Raw genomic sequence first — 20,493 nt, 5'->3', positions numbered from 1 at the left:
AAGAGATAACCAAAAATAAGCCTGAGTTTTAAAGCCTAAGGATGAATATGAATAACGGTATCATTATTTACCAATTGCCAAATTTCATCCATATCAATATTACGCACTGCAATACAGCCCCAAGTCCAATCTTTTTGTGGAAAATACGTCATGAGCTGAGGAGCAGCTTTCATTTGTAAACTGGTCGCTGAACCATGAATCATAATATCGCCGCCAGCAGTAACACCTAATTGCTTAGCCTTTTGTTTATCGGTCGCATTGGGGTAAGAGATATGCAAAGACTTATAAAATGAACTTTGCGGATTGCGCCAATCAATCATATAGCTGCCTTCAGGCGTTTTGCCATCACCTTCTTGAACTTTATGTCCAAGCGGTTGAAAACCCAGACGCATCGGGTAACGCCGAATGACTTGATCCTGATGTTTTAATTCCAAATAACGCTGAGCCTTATGTACCTGAATATTGTCGATCGGCGTTTCTGTGCGAATTTTTTGAATTTGTAAATCGCTTAATTCAGGTGGAAAGGCCAGTGCATTGGTAGGTGTAGGTAGATATTTTTCAAATTTTTGATAGGCAAAGCAGGCAGCAACAATGCAGACGAGGATAGCGAAACTAAAGATCGTGATATTTTTTCTTGTCATTGTAATGTAGAGAATGAGCTGCCTTCACAGCTCATCCATTTCGGCATTGTGGATAATGTCTAAATTATCCACAATTTTGATCCGAGTGAAATGTGGATTTGTGGATAAATGTTTATGAAGAACAGCTGACCATTACTTCAGGCACATCACTTGGCAAGGGGCCTAAATCTTCAGTTTTTTCTAGGTCAGGCTGTTTAGTAAATGGCTGACTGAGCAATGTAAATAAACGTTCTACCTCTGAAAAATCATTGCGTTCAGCTAGCTCAATCGCCTTTTGCGCCATATGGTTGCGCAAAATATATTGCGGATTGGCCTTTGCCATTTCAGCATCTAAAGCATCGGTGTCCTGATGCGCACGGATGCTTTCATAGTGCGCTAAGAAGCTCTCAAATGCATATCGGTCAAGGCAATCATCTTTAATGGCTTCATATTCATGATTTTGCAGATGGATAAAGCTTTGCGTGTAATCCAGTTGCTCACTTTGCAGAATGCGTAAAAAGGCCATGGCGCAGTCGAAGCTGTCTTTATGAAAACTCGGCAGCCCCATTTTTTGGCTTAAGCCCAATTTATAATGTTCCAAGAAGGTCAGTTCAAAATGCTCTAAGCATTTGGCTAGATCGTCTTTCCACTGTTCTTTGTCATAATCTGAAGGGCAGAGCGGAACGAGATTATTCAGCCATTGCCATAAATTCCAATGCCCGATACTTGGCTGCTGTTGATAGGTATAGCGGCCTTGGTAGTCCGAATGGTTGTTGATCCAGTTTGGACGGAAGCGCTCCATAAAGCCATAAGGGCCGAAGTCCAAAGTTGAACCGGTAATATTCAGATTGTCAGTATTCATCACGCCATGTGCAAAACCAATCAGCTGCCATTTGGCAATCATCACTGCGGTACGCTGAATAACTTGAGTGGCAAAAGCCAAAATGGGCTGTTCAGCATCCAAGCATTCAGGGTAGTGCCACTCAATACATTTTTGCGTGAATTCAGGTAGTAAATCACCCTGATATTGATTGATCCATTCAAAATGTCCCAATCGGATATGACAGTCAGATGTACGCAGCATCATCGCGCCGAGCTCGAGTTTTTCGCGCTTTACACCTTGCTCAGAACTGGTAAAACCCACCGCATTGCTGGATGCAACGCCTAGGTTGTTCAGCGCATGTCCTGCCAAATATTCACGAATGGTCGAGCGCAGCACTGCACGTCCATCGCCCATGCGTGAATAAGGCGTAGAGCCGGCGCCTTTAAGGTGCAGGTCAATGGTTTGCCCATGTTTATCGATGATTTGCGCAATCAATAAGCCGCGTCCATCGCCCAATTGGCCGGCCCATTGTCCAAACTGGTGACCTGCATAGACCATGGCTAAAGGTTCAAATTCAGCAAAGGTTTTTTGACCGCTGCAGATTTCAACCCACGCAGCTTGATCTTCTGCCGACCATTGCAGCTCATCTGCAAGAGCCGCATTAAAATGCCCAGCTTTTGCGCCTTTTAGAGGAACAGGTTGCTGATGATGGTACAGGCGAGGTGGCAGGGTGTTATAGCGGGCATTGAACAGCATAATGATCTTTAAAAATTCAAATTATGTTTAAACTATAGCAAAGACCAGATAGAAAAACTGTAGCTTAAAATCAATAAAGCCTCCACAAGGGAGGCTTTATCATTTGAGAGGCTTAAAAGAATTAAGCGGTTTTCTTTTTCAAGTTACGCATCAATTGATTCAGTGTTTCACGGTGCTGTGACAAACGCTGTTCAACTTGTAGGAATTCAAGTTTGAGTTTGTCATCCATTTGATGAATTTTTTCAGCAACTGCTGTTTTCTTCGCTTGAATTTCCTGTTCTTTTAATTTTGCCCAGTCATTCAAAGTTTGCGAAAACGCATCATATTCTTGAGAAATACGTTGTTTTGCTGTTGCAATGTCATCGGTCATGTTGAGACCATAGATCGCAAGGTCTTGTTCCGCATACTTGAACTTCATAGCCAACTCAGCTTTTTTAATATTAAAGCTAGGAATACGGCGTAAATTTTTGGCAAGGCCTAATTTAGAGCAGCTCCAAATTAACCATTTTGTTGGATCGTATTGCCACCATTTCACACCATTACGGTAGTCGTATTGGAAAATGTGGTGATAGTTATGATAACCCTCACCCCAAGTAGCAATAGCGAGCCAGAAGTTATCACGAGCGGTATTTTCGTCAGTATACGGACGTTTACCCCACATGTGGCACAGTGAGTTAATAAAGAACGTCACATGATGGCTCAAGATTAGACGCATTAAACCGCCCAATAATAGAACGCCCCACATGTCGCCAACAGCCCAACCAATTGGCACTAAAATCGCTGCATGCACAGCAATCACCAGTGGAATGTAGTATTTATCTTGGAACAAAACGACTTTATCTTTTAAAAGATCTGGCGCGTTTTTGTAGTTCGGTTCTGCTGCTGGATAATCACGAAGCATCCACCCGATATGGGCATACCAGAAACCACGATTAATCGAGTATGGATCTTGGTCAATATCGTCTACATGACGGTGATGTGTACGGTGACCTGAAGCCCAGAACAAAATACTGTTCTGAACAGCAAAAGTACCCATGAGCATTAAAATGATTTTTAAAGGCAAGGTTGCTTCATAAGCACGGTGTGCCCATAAGCGGTGATAACCTGCGGTAATACCTAAACTGCTGACACCCAGTAAAACAAACATACTGATCCAAGCAGCGGCACTAAAATCATGATTAATGGCATATAACGGAATTGCAATAACTGCGACAATAGGTAAAAACACCAATGCAAAAATAGCAATCCAGTTCATTGGGGCTTTGGGTAGGGGAGCATTCATCTCCAACAGCACTCCTGAAACCTTGGGAGGTATAGATAGGACGAATCCCATTAAATTTTTAAGGGATTTTAAACGTAAAGAATAGTAGCACGGGAAAACCCGTTTTCACCACTGTTATTGTACAGTTGTATTGTTCTAAACAGTAACATAATACGACTGAAGTTATTTGACTTTTTGTGGAGTAAAAAGATGCCAAAAAATCAGCAAATTTGTCAAAATAATCTGAAATTACTTATCAAATACTGCATCTGTGGCGGCTTTCTGATCAGTTGTCTAGGACTCATGGCCTGTCAAAGTTCTCTGACGCAGAAGGTGACTACAAAGTCACAAGGGAAGTCACAGGAAAAGTCACATGGCAGCAGCGTTGAGCAGCCATTAAAAGTCATTCGAGTAAATGATGGGATACAAGATATTCCATGGACGATTGTGCAAATTGCAGGGCAAAAAGCCAAGTTCTTTCATCATCAACCTTATTTGCAGTTCAGTTCACAATTTCGACAAATTCAGGGAAATACGGGATGTAACAATATCAGTGGCACTTATGTGATCGATACCTTAAAACACAGCATTGATTTGAATGCCCGAGCAGGTTATTTCAGCTGTGATTCGGCTTTGGCTCAAGAGGCTGAACTTTCAGATGCCTTGCAAGCCGCAACACAATTCCAAATAAAAGGGAAACACATGACGATGCAAAACAGTCGGGGACAAACTGTATTGGTTTTAGAAAGAAAATAGACCGATTGAAATATCGACGTGTTGATCGAGAAGTGAATTACACAAATCTAGGTGAATAAAGCAGCATTAAAAATGCTGCATCATTAATTTAGGATAGTCGGTAATTAAGCCGTTAATGCCCCAATCTTTAAGCTGTTTAGCACGATCAACGTCGTTGACAGTCCACACGCTCACATTTAATTTTGCCTGCTGCGTGGCCTGAATAATGTCTGAATTGGCGAGTTGGTTCATCCAACCAATTTGAATACAACCCAATTTGAGTGCTTGTTCAATCGCTTTAAATTTTACGTCTGTTTCAACCAGTAGCCCGCGTTTGAAGCCGGATTTTTTTTGTTGCAAAGCAAGATGAATTTTAGGATCAAAACTGGTGATCACCGCGGAATGTTCGAAACCTTGGAGCTGTTGTTCCAAGGTTTCAGTCAGCGCTTCAGCTTCAGTCTGTGTCTTCACTGCTTTCACTTCGACTTCAATATGATCGAAGTTATGAATAATTTTGAGCGTTTGTTCGAGCAGTGGCGTCGGCTCAACTTTATTCCATTCTGACCAAGTCACAGCATGGTTATAGGGTTCTAACTCTTGTGAACTACATTCATATAGATGTTTATCTTGACCTGTCGTTCGCATAAATTGGTCATCATGCATGATCACTAGGGCACGATCTTTAAGTTGCCGAACGTCAAATTCGACAGCACGAATTCCTAAGTCTTGAATATATTGGAAACCACCTAGGGTATTTTCAGGTGCTTCACCACGAGCGCCACGGTGACCGATTATGCGCATACGAGGCCTACAAAAAAGGATGTTAAGAACATAATGTCCTGTAAGAATGACAGGGAGATGACACTGTTATTTTGATCCGATCATTCTGAAATACAAGAATGATCGGACGAAATGTTTCAATTTATTTCAATGTAAAATAGACTTTTAATTGGTTAAAGGATTTGAGCAATTTTTGAATCCAAAACTTATTGATCAATCGTGTCATTAATATTTTTCTGCCACAGCACCTCAGAACCACCTTCAGCGCGTTGTAATGTACGCGATGCGACAAATAACCAGTCAGAGAGTCGGTTAAGTAGCTGCAATGACGGCGCTTGAATGTTCTGGTCACGGTTATGTACAGCCATTAAACGACGTTCTGCACGGCGGCAAACTGCACGAGCTTGATGGGCAAAGCTGCACACCAATGTTCCTGATGGCAGGATAAAGTCTTTGAGCATTGGCAGCGCTTCATTCATACGGTCAATGTCATTTTCCAAAAACTCAATTGACATAGGTTGTACCAAGTTGAAGTTTGGAATGCAGACTTCACCGCCAAGGTCGAATAACCAATGCTGAATCAGGCTGAGCGATTTATCCCAAGCCGCTTTGTCTTCAATACTGCTAAGTGCGATGTGCGAACGCAGAATACCAATGCTTGAATTGAGTTCATCGACATCTCCTAAGGCTTCAATGCGTAAATCATCCTTTGCTACACGTGATCCGTCACCAAGACCTGTTGTGCCTGAATCGCCTGTGCGGGTATAAATTTTACTTAAACGGTGGCCCATGTCTTGTCCTTAAAATGATGAAAATTTCGGGTCGGTCATAAAAAAGGATAATGCCATAGTCATGACATTATCCTCAAAGTTTTCTGCTTTCTATTGATGAAACTGATTAACTAAAAATCAGTATTTAAATGTCACACCTGCAGAAGCTAAACGACCACCATTCACATAGTAGTAACCACCACCATACGATGCAGTTTTGTATTTCACATCACCGACATTTTCAATATTGGTAAAGACTTTTACGTTTGGATTCACGTTCCAATATGCATTGAAATCTACAGTCACGTAGCCAGGATTTTCACGTTGGTAATCTTGTGCATGTGATTTAGACGATAAAGCACCGCTGATTCCATAAATTTCGTTTTGAAGCCCTGCGGTTAATGTAAAGCTTTGACGAGGACGACGATTTAACTCTTTGCCTGTTTTTTCATTTTCAGCTTTCACGTAGTTATAGGCTGCTTTTGCAAACCATTGGTCTTGTTGCCAAGCCAAATAGCTTTCACCACCTTGGAATTTAGCTTCTTTTACATTGCCAAATTTATTTTTATTCGCTGCATTGTAGTCAATTAAATCATCAACTTCTGTGCGATATAAAGATAAACCAGTACTTAAGCCATAAGCTAATTTTTGATCTACACCAATTTCATAAGATATGCTTTCTTCAGGTTTTAAATCAGCATTACCATAAGAACTATACAATTCATTGAGTGTTGGCGATCTAAATGCCGTACCAATATTGGCATAAACACTGGTTAATGGCAGGATTTTGTAACGAACAGCAGCTTGACCTACTGTATGTGTTCCATATTTTTCGTTGTCTTCAACACGTAAGCCAACTTGGGTATCTAAGCCATTATTTTTATACTGATGTTGAATATAATAACCTTGTGAATCCACGTCCCCTTTGTAAGGAGCTGTAAAGGAAATCACATCGCCTTTAATAGTTTGGTAGGTTGTGCCTAACAAGATATTTTGATGTGGGGTGAATTGCCATTTACCATACAATTCAGCTTCTTGAGTTTTGCTATGAATAAAATCGTATGACCCATCATAGTTCACATCATTTTGATCAATATCATCTTTAAATTGTGATAAACGTGCATTCACAGAAATATCAGAGGTGATATTGACACGACCTTTAACATTCACGATTTCATTTTTAAAATCTTGAGAAAGATTTTTTAAGCCTGAACAGTTATAGTTCGCATCATAAGCACTACAGTCGATATAACCTGTAGAGCCTTTATTTTGTTGATAATCTACAGAAAGCGCATAGTCTTCTTTTTCCACACCAACTTTGGCACTAAAACCTTTTTGATCATAATCAGCAGTTTTAACTTTGCTATTTTTCCAGTCAGTGACTTGTGTGCCGTCAGTTTCTAAACGTTGACCACGAATTTGAGCATAGAAACCATCTTCTGCAACATCTGCTCCAGCGATGGTTTTGTAGGTGCCATTTTCACCCATCTCGCCAGTCACAAAAGCACTGGTTTTTTCAGGTGTTTTTGAAACAAGTTGAATCACACCACCAATCGCATCTGTACCATAAAGCACAGAAGCAGGTCCTTTGAGGACTTCAATTTGTTTAATATCAGTGGTATCGATAAATGCTAAAGATGGCGCACCTGTTGTCGCTGTATTTAAACGAACACCATCACGTAACACTAAAGTTTGGTTTGAGTTTGTACCACGTAAGAAAATAGATGAAACTTGACCATAACCACCACTTTGAACCATGTTAATCGCGGCATCACTCATCAATAAGTGTGGTAGTTCCGCAATTGGTGATTGCTCAACAATTTTAGGTTCGATAATTGAAATACGTGCAGGGACATCATTAATATTTTCTTCACTGCGTGAAGCGGTAACGACGATGGTATCTAAAGTTGTGGAAGCTTTATTTTCAACTGCGTCAGCAGCCACAGTATTTGTTGAAAAACCCATTGCAATAGCGATTGCGCCCACTAATGCTGTAGGCTGAAAAAGAGTAGACATACTTTGCTCCATACATTCACCCCACGTGAATGATTGAGTTGAAGAACGCAGCAAGCAGGTATCCGGACTTAAATATAAATATTGATTAAAACAATATTGGCATATCCACCTTCCCGTAACAATGCAGTGGTGTAAACTCCTTCATGAATTGAAGGTGTTTATAAAGATATGAGGTTCATTTTACCGTTGCGGGGGCAGTGCTGGATTCTCACCAGCTTCCCTAAGCCTAAGCTCAACTTGCAGCAAGTTGAGCGCAGTATAAAGTTTGTATGAGTCTTAAACAACGGATGTAAATAAATATTCAGGATGAACTTTACGCAAGGTCTAAAAATTGCATTACAATGATTCGCCTTTATATTCATAGATAGGCTATGAATAGGGCGGAGTCAGAGCCAAAACAACATGCGAACCCGTGCCAAAATCTGCGGAATTACACGTACTCAAGATATTCAATCTGTCGTCCAAGCTGGCGCAGATGCGATTGGATTTGTATTCTTTGCGCCCAGCCCGCGCAGTGTAACGCCAGTGCAGGCCGCTGAACTGATTCAGCATGTGCCGCCCTATGTGCAGACCGTGGGTTTATTCGTGAATGCATCGGCTGCAGACATACAGGATATTTTAAAAATTTCACCTGTAGACATCCTGCAGTTTCATGGCGATGAAAGCCCTGAACAGTGCCAAACGATTGCACAAACTGTTGGGCGACGCTGGTATAAAGCCATTCAGATGAAACCTGAACTGGATGTGATTGCAGAAATCCAAGCTTTTCAGCAGGCAGGGGCAAGCGCGGTACTGTTAGACGCATGGCATCCCGAATTAAAAGGTGGAACAGGGCACAGCTTTGACTGGTCACAATTCCCTAAACTCGATATTCCTTTAATATTGGCAGGTGGTTTAAAGCCTGACAATATTGAAGAAGCGATTCAAACCACAGGCGCTTATGCCGTAGATGTGAGCGGTGGTGTAGAATTGGCAAAAGGTATTAAAGACCAACAACTCATAGAACGCTTTATGCAAGGAGTCCATCGTGGATCAGCAAAATAAGATTGACTATACCCAATTCCCTGACGCACAAGGGCATTTCGGTATTCATGGCGGGCGTTTTGTGTCAGAAACTCTAATGGCAGCACTTGAGGACTTAGAAAAACTCTATTTCCGTATGAAAGATGATGCACAGTTTTTGGCAGAATTCGACCGTGACTTGGCGTATTACGTCGGTCGTCCTAGTCCATTGTATTATGCTGAGCGATGGTCGAAAGAGTTGGGTGGTGCGCAAATTTACTTAAAACGTGAAGACCTGAACCATACAGGTTCACATAAAGTGAATAACACCATTGGTCAGGCTTTACTGGCTAAGCTTTCAGGTAAAAAACGTATTATTGCCGAAACAGGTGCGGGTCAGCACGGTGTAGCAACGGCAACGATTGCAGCGCGTTTAGGCCTTGAGTGTGTGGTGTTTATGGGTGCGGAAGACGTAAAACGTCAAGCCATGAACGTGTACCGTATGCGTTTATTGGGTGCGACTGTTGTACCTGTGGAAAGCGGTTCAAAAACATTGAAAGATGCGATGAACGAAGCAATGCGTGACTGGGTAACCAATGTTGATTCAACTTATTACGTGATTGGTACAGTTGCAGGTCCACATCCATATCCGCAATTGGTACGTGATTTCCAATCGATCATTGGCCGTGAAGCGCGTAAACAGATTCAAGAACAAGCAGGCCGTCTGCCAGATGCCTTGGTGGCATGTGTGGGCGGTGGCTCAAATGCAATGGGCTTGTTCTATCCTTTCTTGAACGATGAAGATGTGAAAATGTACGGTGTTGAAGCTGCAGGCTACGGCATTGAAACGGGCAAGCATTCTGCACCATTAAACGCAGGTCATGTCGGTGTACTTCACGGTAACCGTACGTACTTGATGTCAGATGATCAAGGTCAAATCATTGAAACACATTCAATTTCTGCAGGCCTAGACTACCCAGGTGTAGGCCCTGAGCACAGTTTCCTCAAAGATATGCACCGTGTGAACTATGTGCCAATCAATGACACTGAAGCGCTGCAAGGTTTCCGTGACTTAACCCAAATTGAAGGTATTATCCCTGCGTTAGAAAGCTCACATGCCATGGCTTATGTGACGAAACTTGCGCCGACGATGGACAAAGACCAAATCATTATTGCAACAGTGTCAGGCCGTGGCGATAAAGACTTAATGACTGTTGCCCGCATTGATGGCGTGGAAATGGTTGAGACGTAAAATCTCCCCCAACCCCTCTTTAATAAAGAGGGGAAAAGCCCTCCTTTGTTAAAGGTGAGGATTTCAGAATGTATTCTGAATCCGCAAGGGGAGGATTAAAAAAAATCGCGCAGAAGTAATTCCGCGCGATTTTTTCTTGCTGAAAATTTTATTGAGGCAAATCACTATAAAATAAATGCAGAATAAAAGTGTGAAATAAATCACAATACTGTGGAAATTTTATTGCTTTAGAAAGACTTTATAACAATGACATTTACCCAATTGGTTCGTGCAGAATCCTTTTCAACCCATATTTCTTGGCAATGGCGTGATACTTTTGCGCTGTGTATTCTTCCGCTGATCTTGCTCAACAGTTATGTCTTAGACCAATTTTTTGGTGTTTCAGCTCAGGTTGCTTTGGGTGATTCGATCTTTCGCGGTATTTTATTTATTGCCGTGTGTTGGCTCTATAAAACGATGCTATATACGCACTGGCAAAAGTATAAGCAGGCCTTTTGGCGCTCAAGTCTGTTGGTGGTTGTCGGTGCAGTCGTCTTACAAGTGGTGATTTCTTTTACACGCAGTCTGTTGCCCGTCGGTGAGAGCATTGAAAAAGAATCGACCATTGATCCTAATACGATTGCGTTTTTTAGCTTGCTGATCATCAGCCTTGGGCCATTATTTACCGCTTTGCTTGAAGATATTATTTTCCGCTATACCTTGCTGCAAAAGCTGTTTGTACAGCCGTGGCTATGGCGAGTGATTTTGGTCTTACTGAACTCAATCTTATTCGGCTTGATTCATTATCATAATTTTGATGGCGATTTGATTGCGACCATCAGTTTTATGGCGGCAGGCCTATTTCTCAACCTGATCTATTTGTGGACGCGTAACATTTGGCATGTCTTACTCATTCATTTCGTTAACAATGCAGTACTATCGCTAGGCGGCGTGATTTTATTGAAATTGCTTCAGCCCTATGTGGGCAGTTGAAGTCAAAAATAGGGGGAAGATTGTGTCCAGTTTATTTGTGGTGATGCTGGGGGGCCGTCATGCACGTGCAAATGTAGAGGTGCATGATGTCATTTTAGCAGTTGGCGATTCACTTGAAGCAGTCTATCCACAACTCAGAAATGCATGGTTTGGCGAACAAAAAGGTTTGCATATTGATGCATGGGCAAAAATCAGCGGTGTAGCATGCGAAGGCAAGAATTATCAAATTCAATTTACGGATGCTGCGCCTAATCCTGCAGATGAAAAACTGTGGCTGATCAATTTAGGCGGCTATATTGCCAGTGAATATGGTGAGCAGCACCGTTATGTTTTAGTGACGGGGCAAAATGCCATGGTCGCAAAACAACGTGGCAAAACTTATTTTGATGCACATTGGCAAAAACAGCATACTGACCGTGTGCTTGATGTAGATGATTGTATTGCTATTGATCATGTGCATGGTCGTTATGTTCAACTTGTGGCGACTGATGCAGTAATACAAAGCCAATGGGCAAATGATTACATTTTAATAAATGAACATTTGTTTTGATTAATAGCTAAAAAGTCAGCATTTATATTTTTTTGTGATTTTTGCCTGAAAACAGACGGATTGACTTTTCAGGCACTGAATAATAGGCATAATAATCATCAGGATTTAGCGATTTAAACCTTAATGGAATGGCGTATATGGATTTAATACGGCCGAATGGACAGCCCAATTATGGGCGTTTCAGTCAACTCCCTAATCATATTGATTTAAGTAAATATGAATATAAGACACCGTATGGGAAGACACTGAATGGTTGGCGTAAGCGTTTAAAATATAAAAAATTTAAATTTTGTTGTATTCAACATGAACATTATACCATTGGCCTGGCAATTGCAGATATTGCCTGGGCAGGGCACGGTTTTGTCTATGTATTTGATCATTTAACCAATGACGTACTTGAATGGAATTCCATTAATTTTTTATCTAGAAATACCGTTTTAGATGAGCAACCATTATTCAACCAAAGCCATTTTATTAAATCGGGTGTGCAGTTAGATATACAACATGCTAATGGTGTGCGCTATATCCAAATGTCTAAACATGGTGAGTTGAAACTCAGTGCGCGAGTTTTTTGTGCGGGGACTGACCCACTAAGTATGTGTAGTCCAACAGGCATCAATGGTTGGACATATACCCAAAAGCTCACAACTTTAGGTTGCGAAGGCTTTTTTATTAATAAGCAAGGCAAAACCATTCAATTTCATGAGCGAACGTTTGTATCGCTGGATGATACCTGCGGTTTTTTACGTCCAGAAACAGCTTGGTTCTGGTTATCGTGTAACTTTTGGGACAGTCAAAACCGTCGCATTGGTATTAACTTAGCTTCAGGGGTGAATGAAAGCTTTGGTAATGAAAATTGCCTTTGGGTCAACGGTAGTTTATATCCACTGGCAGATGTATTGTTTCAGCAACAAGGCGATAACCTGTGGAGCATTAGCTCTTTAGATAACACTTTAAATTTGATGGTTAGTACGGGTTGGCGGCGTTATGAAAATCTGAATCTTCGCTTAGTCGGTAGTCAGTTTAGTCAGTGGCAAGCCAAAGTCAGCGGAACCATATTAAAAGATGGCGAGGAAATTGTATTTTTGAATGAATATGGTTTACTCGAACAGCATTATGCCAAGTGGTGATTGATTTCATTAAAATTGTTAGCACTAAAAAAAAGACCGTATTCGATACGGTCTTTTTTATGGATGGGTGAACAGAATTTATTTTCCTGCCTGCCAAAATGCTTCACCCGCAGCAATGGGATCGCCGGTTTCTTCAAGTGTTTTGACCCAAACATCATACTGCGCAATTACAGGATGCTGACTTGGATGGAAGTTTGGATTAAACCAATCTGAGTATTGCCCACGCATGCGTGACAGCATGCCTTTTTTGCCAAAGAACCACGGCAAACCTTTTGCCATCATTTGCAAACGTTCTCGACGGTTAAAACCATCGTATTTCAACATGACATCGGCACGATAGGTGGTAAAACCGAACATCATTACTGTGGTAAATGCGAGTGCAAATTTACGCGTCAACTCAGGTACATCACCAACGTGTTTCATCACATCAAAGGCTACATCACGGTGTTCCATTTCTTCAATGGCATGCCATGCAAATAAAGCACGGACATAAGGATGTGCGTCTTGTAGAGTTTCTTTTTTGCTAAAGAAGGTTTCTGCCATTAAGGCTGTTAAATGTTCTGCAGCTGCCGTCATGGCAATATTGTACTGTGGTGAACGTTTCGTTAGCTCAAACTTAAAAATTTTGTTTAAACGCTGAATGAAAACATCCACGGGCATCCCTTGATCACGCATGACTTGGTTCATTTTGTCGTGAGCCATACCATGTTGCGCTTCTTGCTTAATAAAATCGGCAACACGTTGTTGTAAGTCAGGATCTTGAATTTTGTCGCGGAACATACGCACACATTGAATAAAATAACGCTCACCATCTGGGAAGGTGAGGCTCAGCGCATCAAACATACGAGTACGAAATGGGTCACCGCCAAACCAAAAGCGTGGCGCTTCATTTAGCTTAAAATCGAGTTTGGTGCGAACCACAGGTTCGACTTGATATTGGACGATTGCATTCATAATTTATTTTCTTTGCGATTCGTATTAAATGCAGTATGTCGGAGAAATGTCACTTTGTTTTGACAGATATTGCCATTTTTTATACATTTTACGCCAAAGTGAAAATATAAAATGTCAAAATACAATGATGACTTTGAGGGTAGGTGATGGCTGAAATTCATATCCCAAATGGTTATTTCCAGTTATGGAATATGTACTTGCATGAACGTGAGCAAGACTTTACTCAACTTGAGTTTTTAACGCCTTTTGTGGCGCAATTACAGCATGTGCTTTCGCTACCCATCGATTCACAATCCCCTTATTCTTTTTTTAAAACCATTATGCAACTGACCCAGCAGCATTTGGACTGCCCGCAGTTAGTATTTGAAATGGCTAAGTATATTCGTGCAGAGCACTTTGGCGTATTGGGTTATATGGCGACTCGTAGTGAAAGTGTCGCGGAGGCTTTGCAAAATGTAGTACGTTTTAGCCGACTTGTGATTGATGGTGATGAAATTGTGCCGATGCACATGACGCATCAGGGCAAACAAATCATTTTAGCGTGGCCATTGCATAACCCTGAATTTTCAATGTTGAATGAATTGACCACGGCATGTATGGCGCATTTGGCCAAACAAATATTTCCAGCTTCTTTAAAATTATTGGTTATACAGTTTGCGCATGCCGCGCAAATGGCACGTTATCATTATGAAAAGTTTTATGGCTGCCAAATTGAATTTTCAACGGCTTATTATTCTTTTGTGTTACATGCGGACAGTTTAGATTTGAAGTCTGAGTTGGCTGATCCTTCATTGATGCAATTGTTGCTCCGACAAGCTGAAGATGCGATTGCAGCACGACCACGACATTTTCAACCACTACAATATATGCAGCAGAGCATTGCTGAATATTTAAGACATCAACAACAAGCGCCGAAAATAGAATGGTTAGCCGATGAGTTGCACATGTCAGTGCGAACCTTACAACGGCAATTACAGGATCAACGCACCTCATTCAAACAATTATTAGAAACTGAACGGATGAAGCGCTGTGAACAATTACTGCTTCAAAAATTGAGCTTCACAGACATCGCTGCACAACTGGGGTATTCAGATCAGTCTGCTTTAGCCAGAGCCTATAAGTCGTATAGTGGACAGACACTCTTAGTGCGCAAGAAACAATTACAGTCTTAACACTGAGCCATAAAAAAAGCGGTCAATTGACCGCTTTGAATGACTATAAATTACGCTGCTTTTTTAAAGCGAGGGAAGCGGAATATAATTGCTAAGATGGCAAATAGCGCCAAGACCCAACAGTAATACACACTACCAATCAGTTCGACAGGTGATAATTTGGCAATTGAACAGGCCAATAATAACTGCGCGCCATAGGGAATCAGCCCTTGCACCACACAAGAAAAAATATCTAATAAGGCAGCTGCACGTTTAGGATCTACACCATATTCTTTAGCCACTTCTCGCGCCATATCCCCCGATAAAATAATCGCAACGGTATTATTGGCAACAAACAAGTTAGAGAAAATAACCAAGAAACTTACGCCAATTTCGCCAGCGCGTTGCTGTCCCACCTTAAATAATCGGGTCAAGCTGTAAATTCGTTGAATTAACCATTCCAAGCCACCTTCTTTTTGCATAATGGCCGAAATGCCGCCCAAGAACATCGAAAGCAGGGCAACTTCAAACATACTGGTGAAGCCATCATAAATTGAATTATTAAGACCCAGTAAATTAAAGTCAGGTTGTTGAATTAAGCCAATCAAGCCCGACATCACCACGCCCAGTGCAAGTACGGCTAAAACGTGTAATCTTGAAAATGCCAAAATAAACACGGCGACATACGGCAAGATAAGCCAAACATCGAAAGTTTTATACTCCACTGCTTGCGAGCCCTGACTAATCATGAGGTAAATAATTAAGCTCACAATTGAGGCAGGCACTGCGATCCAGACATTGACTTTGAACTTATCTCTTAACTGAACTTTTTGACTACTGGTTGCCGCAATGGTGGTATCTGAAATCATTGAGAGATTATCACCAAACATGGCACCACCAACCACAGCACCAATGGCATAGACGGTTTCAATTTCTGTTACTTGGCTAAAACCGAAAGCGATCGGAGCACAAGCTGCAATGGTTCCCATTGAGGTACCCATCGCTGTTGCAATAAACGCAGCAATGAGAAACAGCATTGGCAGTACAAATTCGGGTGGAATAATTGATAGTCCTAATTGTACAGTGGCATCCACACTACCAATGGCGCTACTGACACTGGCAAAAGCACCTGCCAGCATAAATACCATAAACATTAGTATGAGATTTGGATGGCTAGCACCTTTCAAAAAGGTGTCAATGGCGTCATTGAGTTTGCCACGATAGAGCAAAACGGCCAATACAATCGCAGGTAAAGCGGCAACTGGAGCCTTGACTTGATAAAAGGCAAACTCAGTTCCAATCATGGAATGATAAATGCCACTGCCTAAAAAAATGGCGAGAAAAACAATAAGCGGGAGCAGCGCAAATGCACGAGCTGGCACTTTCGCTTGTGAATCGGAGGACATAGGAGATAAAAAAATAAAAGAATGGCGCTAGTATAATGCAGGTTTTGCTATTTAAGAAAAATTTAAATGTAAAAGCTAAGCCTGTTATTTATAACATTTTTTTGTAGATAAAATTAAGTTAATCTAAATGCTTAGGATTTTATCAAATCCCGAAATTAGGCATCTTTGATCATTGTGAAAAAAACAGAAATATCGGTAAATGATGCTTTCGGGTTGTTCTGGAAAATTATGTTTGCATGAGAAATACCGACTGAAGATTGTATGCCCTGTTCAATGGGTAAAAAATAGCGTTACAATGCGATGTCTTGTATTTCTACAAAACCCACATCATAGTTTTGATTCATTCAAGGAAAGTATAACCCTATGTCACGTTTAGCCACTCGATTTGGAACGCTTAAATCTCAACAGCGTAAGGCCTTGGTTTCTTATGTTATGGCTGGTGACCCTCATCCACAGGTAACTGTTCCATTGTTACATCAAATGGTTGAGGCTGGTGTTGATGTGATTGAGCTTGGTCTCCCATTTTCTGATCCGATGGCAGATGGCCCAGTCATTGCACTTGCTGCAGAACGCGCTTTAGCAGCTGGCACAAATACTTTAGATGCTTTAAACATGGTGAAAGAGTTCCGTAAAAACGATACTGAAACACCCGTAGTACTCATGGGATATTTAAACCCTGTCGAAGTGATTGGCTATGAAAAATTCGTAGCTTATGCACATGAGTGTGGTGTAGACGGCGTGTTACTTGTGGACTTACCACCTGAAGAAGCTGCTGATCTTGATGTTGTATTGAAAAAATACGATATGAATCAAATCTTCCTGCTTGCGCCGACATCTACGGATGAGCGTATTCAGCATGTTGTGAAACAGGCGAGTGGTTTTATCTACTATGTATCTTTGAAAGGTGTGACAGGCGCTGCAACACTTGATGTTGCCGAAGCTGCCGCACGTATTCAAAAAATTAAATCATATACCGATGTTCCTGTCGGTGTTGGTTTTGGTATTAGTGATGCTGCATCTGCGAAAGCAATGGGTGTAGCTGCTGATGCAGTCATTGTAGGTAGTGCCTTCGTTAAACAATTTGCAAACTTAGCACCAGAACAAGCTGTAATTGAAACAGTGAATAAAGTGAAGGAGCTTCGAGCTGCGCTCGATGAGTTAGTATGAGTCAAGACGCAAAAACAGGCAAAATTCTGAGTGCATCTACGCCATGGACAGAGCGTGCGGTACCAGGTATTCATGTACCTGATGAACAGCAAGCATTAAAGGCGACATTTACTGAGCCGACGATTGAATGTCCTGAGTGTCATGCACTTGTGACTCGTACTGCAATGTCATTTAATGCCTACGTTTGTCCGCAGTGTGATGAACACTTGCGAATGAAAGCGCGTGATCGTTTGAACTGGTTCTTTGACCAAGTACAAAAAGAATTGGGTCAAGAATTTAAAGCCAAAGATCCACTTAAATTTGTAGATAGCAAAGCGTATCCAGACCGTATGTCTGAAGCGCAGAAAAAAACCGGTGAAACAGAAGCTTTAGTGGTGATGCAAGGAACGCTGAAAGGCATTCCAATGATTGCGACCGCTTTCGAATTTGATTTCATGGGCGGTTCAATGGGCACTGTGGTTGGTGACCGTTTTGTTCAAGCGGCTGAACTTGCGATTAAAGCTAAACAACCACTTATTTGCTTCGCTGCCTCTGGTGGTGCGCGTATGCAAGAAGGCATGTTGTCACTCATGCAAATGGCGCGTACTTCTGCTGCCATCCAAAAAATGAAAGATGCAGGCTTGCCTTATCTAGTGGTATTGACACATCCAGTTTATGGTGGTGTGACTGCATCATTGGCAATGCTCGGTGATGTTCATTTGGCTGAGCCGAAAGCCATGATTGGTTTTGCTGGTAAGCGTGTAATTGAGCAAACTGTACGTGAAAAATTGGAGGAACCTTTCCAACGTGCGGAATATTTGCTTGATCATGGTGTAGTCGATCAAATTGTCCACCGTCATGCATTACGTGATACAGTTTATCGTATTGTAGCGAAATTGATGAACTTGCCTTGAACACAGCACCACTTGCAACTGATTCTTTAAACACATGGCTCGATTATTGGAGCCATGTTCATGTTACGGGTATTGATTTGGGTCTGGAACGGGTGATTCCTGTTGCGGAACGACTAGGTGTAACCCAGCCTGATGCGAAAGTGCTGACGGTCGCGGGAACAAACGGTAAAGGTTCAACCACGACCACTTTGGCTGCGATTTTAAATGCCCAGGGGTATAACGTGGGGCTATACCAATCACCGCATATCTATCGATTCAATGAACGTGTAAAGCTTCAAGGTGTTGAAGTGGCCGACCAAACCCTGATTGATGCTTTTGTAGCCGTTGATCAGGCGCGTCGTGAATGTGAATTAAGTTTATCTTTTTTTGAAGCGACCACTTTGGCCGCTTTTGTTATTTTTAAACAGCAACATTGCGATGTATGGGTACTTGAAGTAGGCCTAGGTGGTCGACTTGATGTGGTCAATGTCGTCGATCCAGATGTTGCAGTGATTACCAATATTGGTTTAGACCATACCGATTGGTTAGGCGATACCATTGAAAAAATTGCTTTTGAGAAAGCAGGAATTATTCGTCCGAATATTCCTGTGATTTTTGGTGGGCAGCAAGTTTTGCCTGAAGCCATTCGTCAAAAAGCAGAAGATTGCCAAGCTGCTTTACATGTACTCAATCGTGATTATTTTTATCAGTACAGTGATGACGGACAATCTTGGATGTTTGCTTCATCAGGTACAACTTTAAAACTGCCCGTGGGTTCTTTGGCGCTCGAAAATATCTCTACGGCTGTAGCAGCAATATTGGCCAGTGGTTTAGTGGTCTCTCAGCAGTCGATCGCTCAGGGGATTATCAATGCCAAGTTACAAGGCCGTTTTGAAGTTAGAGAAATTGCAGGTAAAACGGTGATTTTCGATGCGGGACATAACCCGCATGGTGTTGAATTTTTGTTAAAGCAATTGCGAAATTTTCTCCAGTACAATAAACAATACACAGAAGTGATCAGTGTTTTCTCCATGCTGACTGATAAAGACATAAATTCTGTCGTTAACTTATTGAAAGATACGGTAAGAATGTGGAAAATTGCACAATTAAATGTGCCACGTGCGGCATCTATCACACAATTGGATAGCGCACTGCAGCATCAAGTCGTAGAACATTATGACAATGTGCAATTAGCTTTTAAGTCCGCGCTGGAAGAAACAAAGAATAATCAGCTGATTCTGGTATGTGGTTCATTTCATACCTTAGAAGCGGTATGGGAGTATCTGGAAGAATGTCAATGAATAACAAACAACGCTGGATGGGTGGTGTTGTTTTATTAGGTGGTGGTGTACTGCTGGCCGCACTTTTACTTAAAGGCAAAGAAGAAATACATCAAAATCAAAGCCAAACCCCTGAAATAGCTCAAGTTGAGCAACAAGGTCAGGGTGCGGGTAAAATGTCATCATTGACTGTTGATGTTGAAACTGAAAAGCGCTTGCTCGAAGAACAACGACGTACCCGTGAAAAATCGGTTGCGGAGCAAGAAGCACGTGCAGCAGAATTTTTAGCGATGCAACAACAAGCGGAAGCGGATGCAGCACGTAAAGCAGCAGAAGAATATGCGGCTTTAAACGCACATCGTTCAGCTCAACAAAGTTCGGATAATATTCCGCCCGAATTGGTTGAAGATGAAAAAGCCAAGCAAAAGCGTTTAGCTGAGGATAAGTTGGCGGCTCAAAAAAAGTTAGAGACTCAGTCGGCGCAGCAAAAGGCTGATCAGGCACGTATCGCAGCAGATAAACAAAAAGCCGAAGCAAAACGTAAAGCGGATGCTCAAAAAGAAGCTGAACGTAAAGCACATGCTGAAGCTGAGAAAAAAGCAGCAGATAAGAAAGCAGCCGAAGCGAAGCAACAGGCTGAAGAAAAGCGTAAAGCCGAAGAAAAACACAAGGCAGAAGAAAAGCGTAAAGCCGAAGCCAAGAAAAAAGCTGAAGCTGAAAAAGCACGTGATCTGTTGGAAAATGGCGATAAGCAATGGATGGTACAAGTTGCTCTAGCTGCCAATGAAGCCAATGCAGATGCCGTCGCTGCAAAATTACGTGCAAAAGGCTATAAAGTGACGAAGAGTCCTACATCTAAAGGCATTCGTATTATGGTTGGCCCTTCGAAGGACCGTGATGCTGCGGACGCAACACGTAAAAAGATCAATTCAGATGCAAGTTTGAATATGAAATCGGCTTGGGTGATTGATTGGGTACCTCTCGATAAACGCTAAG

General features: G+C 41.8%; 19 protein-coding genes and 1 riboswitch. Of the genes, 11 read left to right on the top strand and 8 right to left on the bottom strand.

Translation table 11 applies throughout. From position 1 onward, the window contains the following. Positions 1–35 precede the first annotated feature (35 nt). The 3 genes from FTU16_RS11160 to FTU16_RS11150 form a co-directional block, all read right to left on the bottom strand. Positions 36–641, bottom strand: coding sequence for a murein L,D-transpeptidase family protein (locus FTU16_RS11160; RefSeq protein WP_180163258.1), 606 nt, complete (start codon positions 639–641; stop codon positions 36–38). Positions 642–753: 112 nt separating this feature from the next. Beyond that, on the bottom strand, positions 754–2,199 hold the full coding sequence (locus FTU16_RS11155; protein ID WP_180163257.1) for a YdiU family protein: 1,446 nt from the start codon (positions 2,197–2,199) through the stop codon (positions 754–756). Between the two features lie 121 nt (positions 2,200–2,320). After that, a complete protein-coding gene (locus FTU16_RS11150) occupies positions 2,321–3,481 on the bottom strand; it encodes an acyl-CoA desaturase (protein WP_078191233.1) in 1,161 nt (386 codons plus the stop codon). A 189-nt stretch (positions 3,482–3,670) separates the two neighbouring features. On the opposite strand from FTU16_RS11150, the gene FTU16_RS11145 reads away from it, so the two are divergent. After that, positions 3,671–4,216, top strand: a complete 546-nt coding sequence (locus tag FTU16_RS11145) for an META domain-containing protein (protein ID WP_180163256.1) — start codon at positions 3,671–3,673, stop codon at positions 4,214–4,216. A gap of 66 nt (positions 4,217–4,282) precedes the next feature. Here FTU16_RS11145 and FTU16_RS11140 read toward each other — a convergent pair whose 3' ends face one another. The 3 genes from FTU16_RS11140 to FTU16_RS11130 form a co-directional block, all read right to left on the bottom strand. After that, positions 4,283–4,996 (bottom strand): glycerophosphodiester phosphodiesterase, encoded by a 714-nt coding sequence (locus FTU16_RS11140; RefSeq protein WP_078194141.1) that lies wholly within the window; start codon positions 4,994–4,996, stop codon positions 4,283–4,285. A gap of 185 nt (positions 4,997–5,181) precedes the next feature. After that, positions 5,182–5,766 carry a cob(I)yrinic acid a,c-diamide adenosyltransferase gene (locus FTU16_RS11135; RefSeq protein ID WP_180163255.1) on the bottom strand — a complete coding sequence of 195 codons (585 nt, stop codon included), beginning with the start codon at positions 5,764–5,766 and terminating at the stop codon, positions 5,182–5,184. Between the two features lie 117 nt (positions 5,767–5,883). Further along, a complete protein-coding gene (locus FTU16_RS11130) occupies positions 5,884–7,761 on the bottom strand; it encodes a TonB-dependent siderophore receptor (protein ID WP_180163254.1) in 1,878 nt (625 codons plus the stop codon). A gap of 35 nt (positions 7,762–7,796) precedes the next feature. Then, positions 7,797–8,017, bottom strand: a riboswitch (cobalamin riboswitch). 146 nt (positions 8,018–8,163) lie between these two features. Between FTU16_RS11130 and FTU16_RS11125 the strand changes: the two genes are divergently transcribed. The 5 genes from FTU16_RS11125 (at position 8,164) to FTU16_RS11105 (ending at position 12,667) form a co-directional block, all read left to right on the top strand. Next, positions 8,164–8,805, top strand: a complete 642-nt coding sequence (locus FTU16_RS11125) for a phosphoribosylanthranilate isomerase (RefSeq protein ID WP_180040656.1) — start codon at positions 8,164–8,166, stop codon at positions 8,803–8,805. After that, positions 8,789–10,015, top strand: coding sequence for a tryptophan synthase subunit beta (gene trpB / locus FTU16_RS11120; protein ID WP_180163253.1), 1,227 nt, complete (start codon positions 8,789–8,791; stop codon positions 10,013–10,015). The genes FTU16_RS11125 and trpB overlap by 17 nt, the downstream gene beginning before the upstream one ends. 246 nt (positions 10,016–10,261) lie before the next feature. Further along, the gene (locus FTU16_RS11115; protein ID WP_180163252.1) at positions 10,262–10,987 is read left to right on the top strand and encodes a CPBP family intramembrane glutamic endopeptidase; all 726 of its coding nucleotides are present in this window, start codon (positions 10,262–10,264) and stop codon (positions 10,985–10,987) included. 22 nt (positions 10,988–11,009) lie between these two features. Further along, on the top strand, positions 11,010–11,537 hold the full coding sequence (locus tag FTU16_RS11110; protein ID WP_180163251.1) for a DUF1543 domain-containing protein: 528 nt from the start codon (positions 11,010–11,012) through the stop codon (positions 11,535–11,537). Between the two features lie 137 nt (positions 11,538–11,674). Next, on the top strand, positions 11,675–12,667 hold the full coding sequence (locus FTU16_RS11105) for a DUF2804 domain-containing protein (protein ID WP_180163250.1): 993 nt from the start codon (positions 11,675–11,677) through the stop codon (positions 12,665–12,667). A gap of 78 nt (positions 12,668–12,745) precedes the next feature. On the opposite strand, the gene FTU16_RS11100 is transcribed toward FTU16_RS11105, so the two are convergent. After that, on the bottom strand, positions 12,746–13,621 hold the full coding sequence (locus FTU16_RS11100; RefSeq protein WP_180163249.1) for a metal-dependent hydrolase: 876 nt from the start codon (positions 13,619–13,621) through the stop codon (positions 12,746–12,748). A 146-nt stretch (positions 13,622–13,767) separates the two neighbouring features. On the opposite strand from FTU16_RS11100, the gene FTU16_RS11095 reads away from it, so the two are divergent. Then, positions 13,768–14,793 (top strand): AraC family transcriptional regulator, encoded by a 1,026-nt coding sequence (locus FTU16_RS11095; protein ID WP_180163248.1) that lies wholly within the window; start codon positions 13,768–13,770, stop codon positions 14,791–14,793. Positions 14,794–14,843: 50 nt separating this feature from the next. Here the strand turns inward: FTU16_RS11095 and FTU16_RS11090 are convergent, their stop codons facing one another. Continuing rightward, positions 14,844–16,178, bottom strand: coding sequence for a Na+/H+ antiporter NhaC family protein (locus FTU16_RS11090; RefSeq protein ID WP_180163247.1), 1,335 nt, complete (start codon positions 16,176–16,178; stop codon positions 14,844–14,846). Positions 16,179–16,541: 363 nt separating this feature from the next. On the opposite strand from FTU16_RS11090, the gene trpA reads away from it, so the two are divergent. The 4 genes from trpA to FTU16_RS11070 are packed head-to-tail and all read left to right on the top strand — an operon-like array spanning position 16,542 to position 20,492. Then, positions 16,542–17,345 carry a tryptophan synthase subunit alpha gene (gene trpA, locus FTU16_RS11085; RefSeq protein ID WP_180163246.1) on the top strand — a complete coding sequence of 268 codons (804 nt, stop codon included), beginning with the start codon at positions 16,542–16,544 and terminating at the stop codon, positions 17,343–17,345. After that, positions 17,342–18,238, top strand: coding sequence for an acetyl-CoA carboxylase, carboxyltransferase subunit beta (gene accD / locus FTU16_RS11080; protein WP_180005414.1), 897 nt, complete (start codon positions 17,342–17,344; stop codon positions 18,236–18,238). Before trpA ends, accD begins: the two co-directional genes overlap by 4 nt. Beyond that, a complete protein-coding gene (gene folC / locus FTU16_RS11075; protein WP_180163245.1) occupies positions 18,235–19,518 on the top strand; it encodes a bifunctional tetrahydrofolate synthase/dihydrofolate synthase in 1,284 nt (427 codons plus the stop codon). Before accD ends, folC begins: the two co-directional genes overlap by 4 nt. Beyond that, complete coding sequence (locus FTU16_RS11070; protein WP_180123855.1) at positions 19,515–20,492, top strand: SPOR domain-containing protein; 978 nt, start codon at positions 19,515–19,517, stop codon at positions 20,490–20,492. Before folC ends, FTU16_RS11070 begins: the two co-directional genes overlap by 4 nt. Position 20,493 lies beyond the last annotated feature (1 nt).

Source organism: Acinetobacter sp. YH12069 (assembly GCF_013419675.1).
Lineage (GTDB): Bacteria > Pseudomonadota > Gammaproteobacteria > Pseudomonadales > Moraxellaceae > Acinetobacter > Acinetobacter amyesii.
The sequence above is the reverse complement of the archived record's forward strand: the minus strand, read 5'-3'. Positions and strand labels throughout refer to the sequence as shown.

Coding starts and splice junctions, on each gene's coding strand:
- FTU16_RS11160 (WP_180163258.1), bottom strand. CDS start 641: ATGACAAGAAAAAATATCACGATCTTTAGTTTCGCTATCCTCGTCTGC.
- FTU16_RS11155 (WP_180163257.1), bottom strand. CDS start 2,199: ATGCTGTTCAATGCCCGCTATAACACCCTGCCACCTCGCCTGTACCAT.
- FTU16_RS11150 (WP_078191233.1), bottom strand. CDS start 3,481: ATGAATGCTCCCCTACCCAAAGCCCCAATGAACTGGATTGCTATTTTT.
- FTU16_RS11145 (WP_180163256.1), top strand. CDS start 3,671: ATGCCAAAAAATCAGCAAATTTGTCAAAATAATCTGAAATTACTTATC.
- FTU16_RS11140 (WP_078194141.1), bottom strand. CDS start 4,996: ATGCGCATAATCGGTCACCGTGGCGCTCGTGGTGAAGCACCTGAAAAT.
- FTU16_RS11135 (WP_180163255.1), bottom strand. CDS start 5,766: ATGGGCCACCGTTTAAGTAAAATTTATACCCGCACAGGCGATTCAGGC.
- FTU16_RS11130 (WP_180163254.1), bottom strand. CDS start 7,761: ATGTCTACTCTTTTTCAGCCTACAGCATTAGTGGGCGCAATCGCTATT.
- FTU16_RS11125 (WP_180040656.1), top strand. CDS start 8,164: ATGCGAACCCGTGCCAAAATCTGCGGAATTACACGTACTCAAGATATT.
- FTU16_RS11115 (WP_180163252.1), top strand. CDS start 10,262: ATGACATTTACCCAATTGGTTCGTGCAGAATCCTTTTCAACCCATATT.
- FTU16_RS11105 (WP_180163250.1), top strand. CDS start 11,675: ATGGATTTAATACGGCCGAATGGACAGCCCAATTATGGGCGTTTCAGT.
- FTU16_RS11100 (WP_180163249.1), bottom strand. CDS start 13,621: ATGAATGCAATCGTCCAATATCAAGTCGAACCTGTGGTTCGCACCAAA.
- FTU16_RS11095 (WP_180163248.1), top strand. CDS start 13,768: ATGGCTGAAATTCATATCCCAAATGGTTATTTCCAGTTATGGAATATG.
- FTU16_RS11090 (WP_180163247.1), bottom strand. CDS start 16,178: ATGTCCTCCGATTCACAAGCGAAAGTGCCAGCTCGTGCATTTGCGCTG.
- trpA (WP_180163246.1), top strand. CDS start 16,542: ATGTCACGTTTAGCCACTCGATTTGGAACGCTTAAATCTCAACAGCGT.
- accD (WP_180005414.1), top strand. CDS start 17,342: ATGAGTCAAGACGCAAAAACAGGCAAAATTCTGAGTGCATCTACGCCA.
- FTU16_RS11070 (WP_180123855.1), top strand. CDS start 19,515: ATGAATAACAAACAACGCTGGATGGGTGGTGTTGTTTTATTAGGTGGT.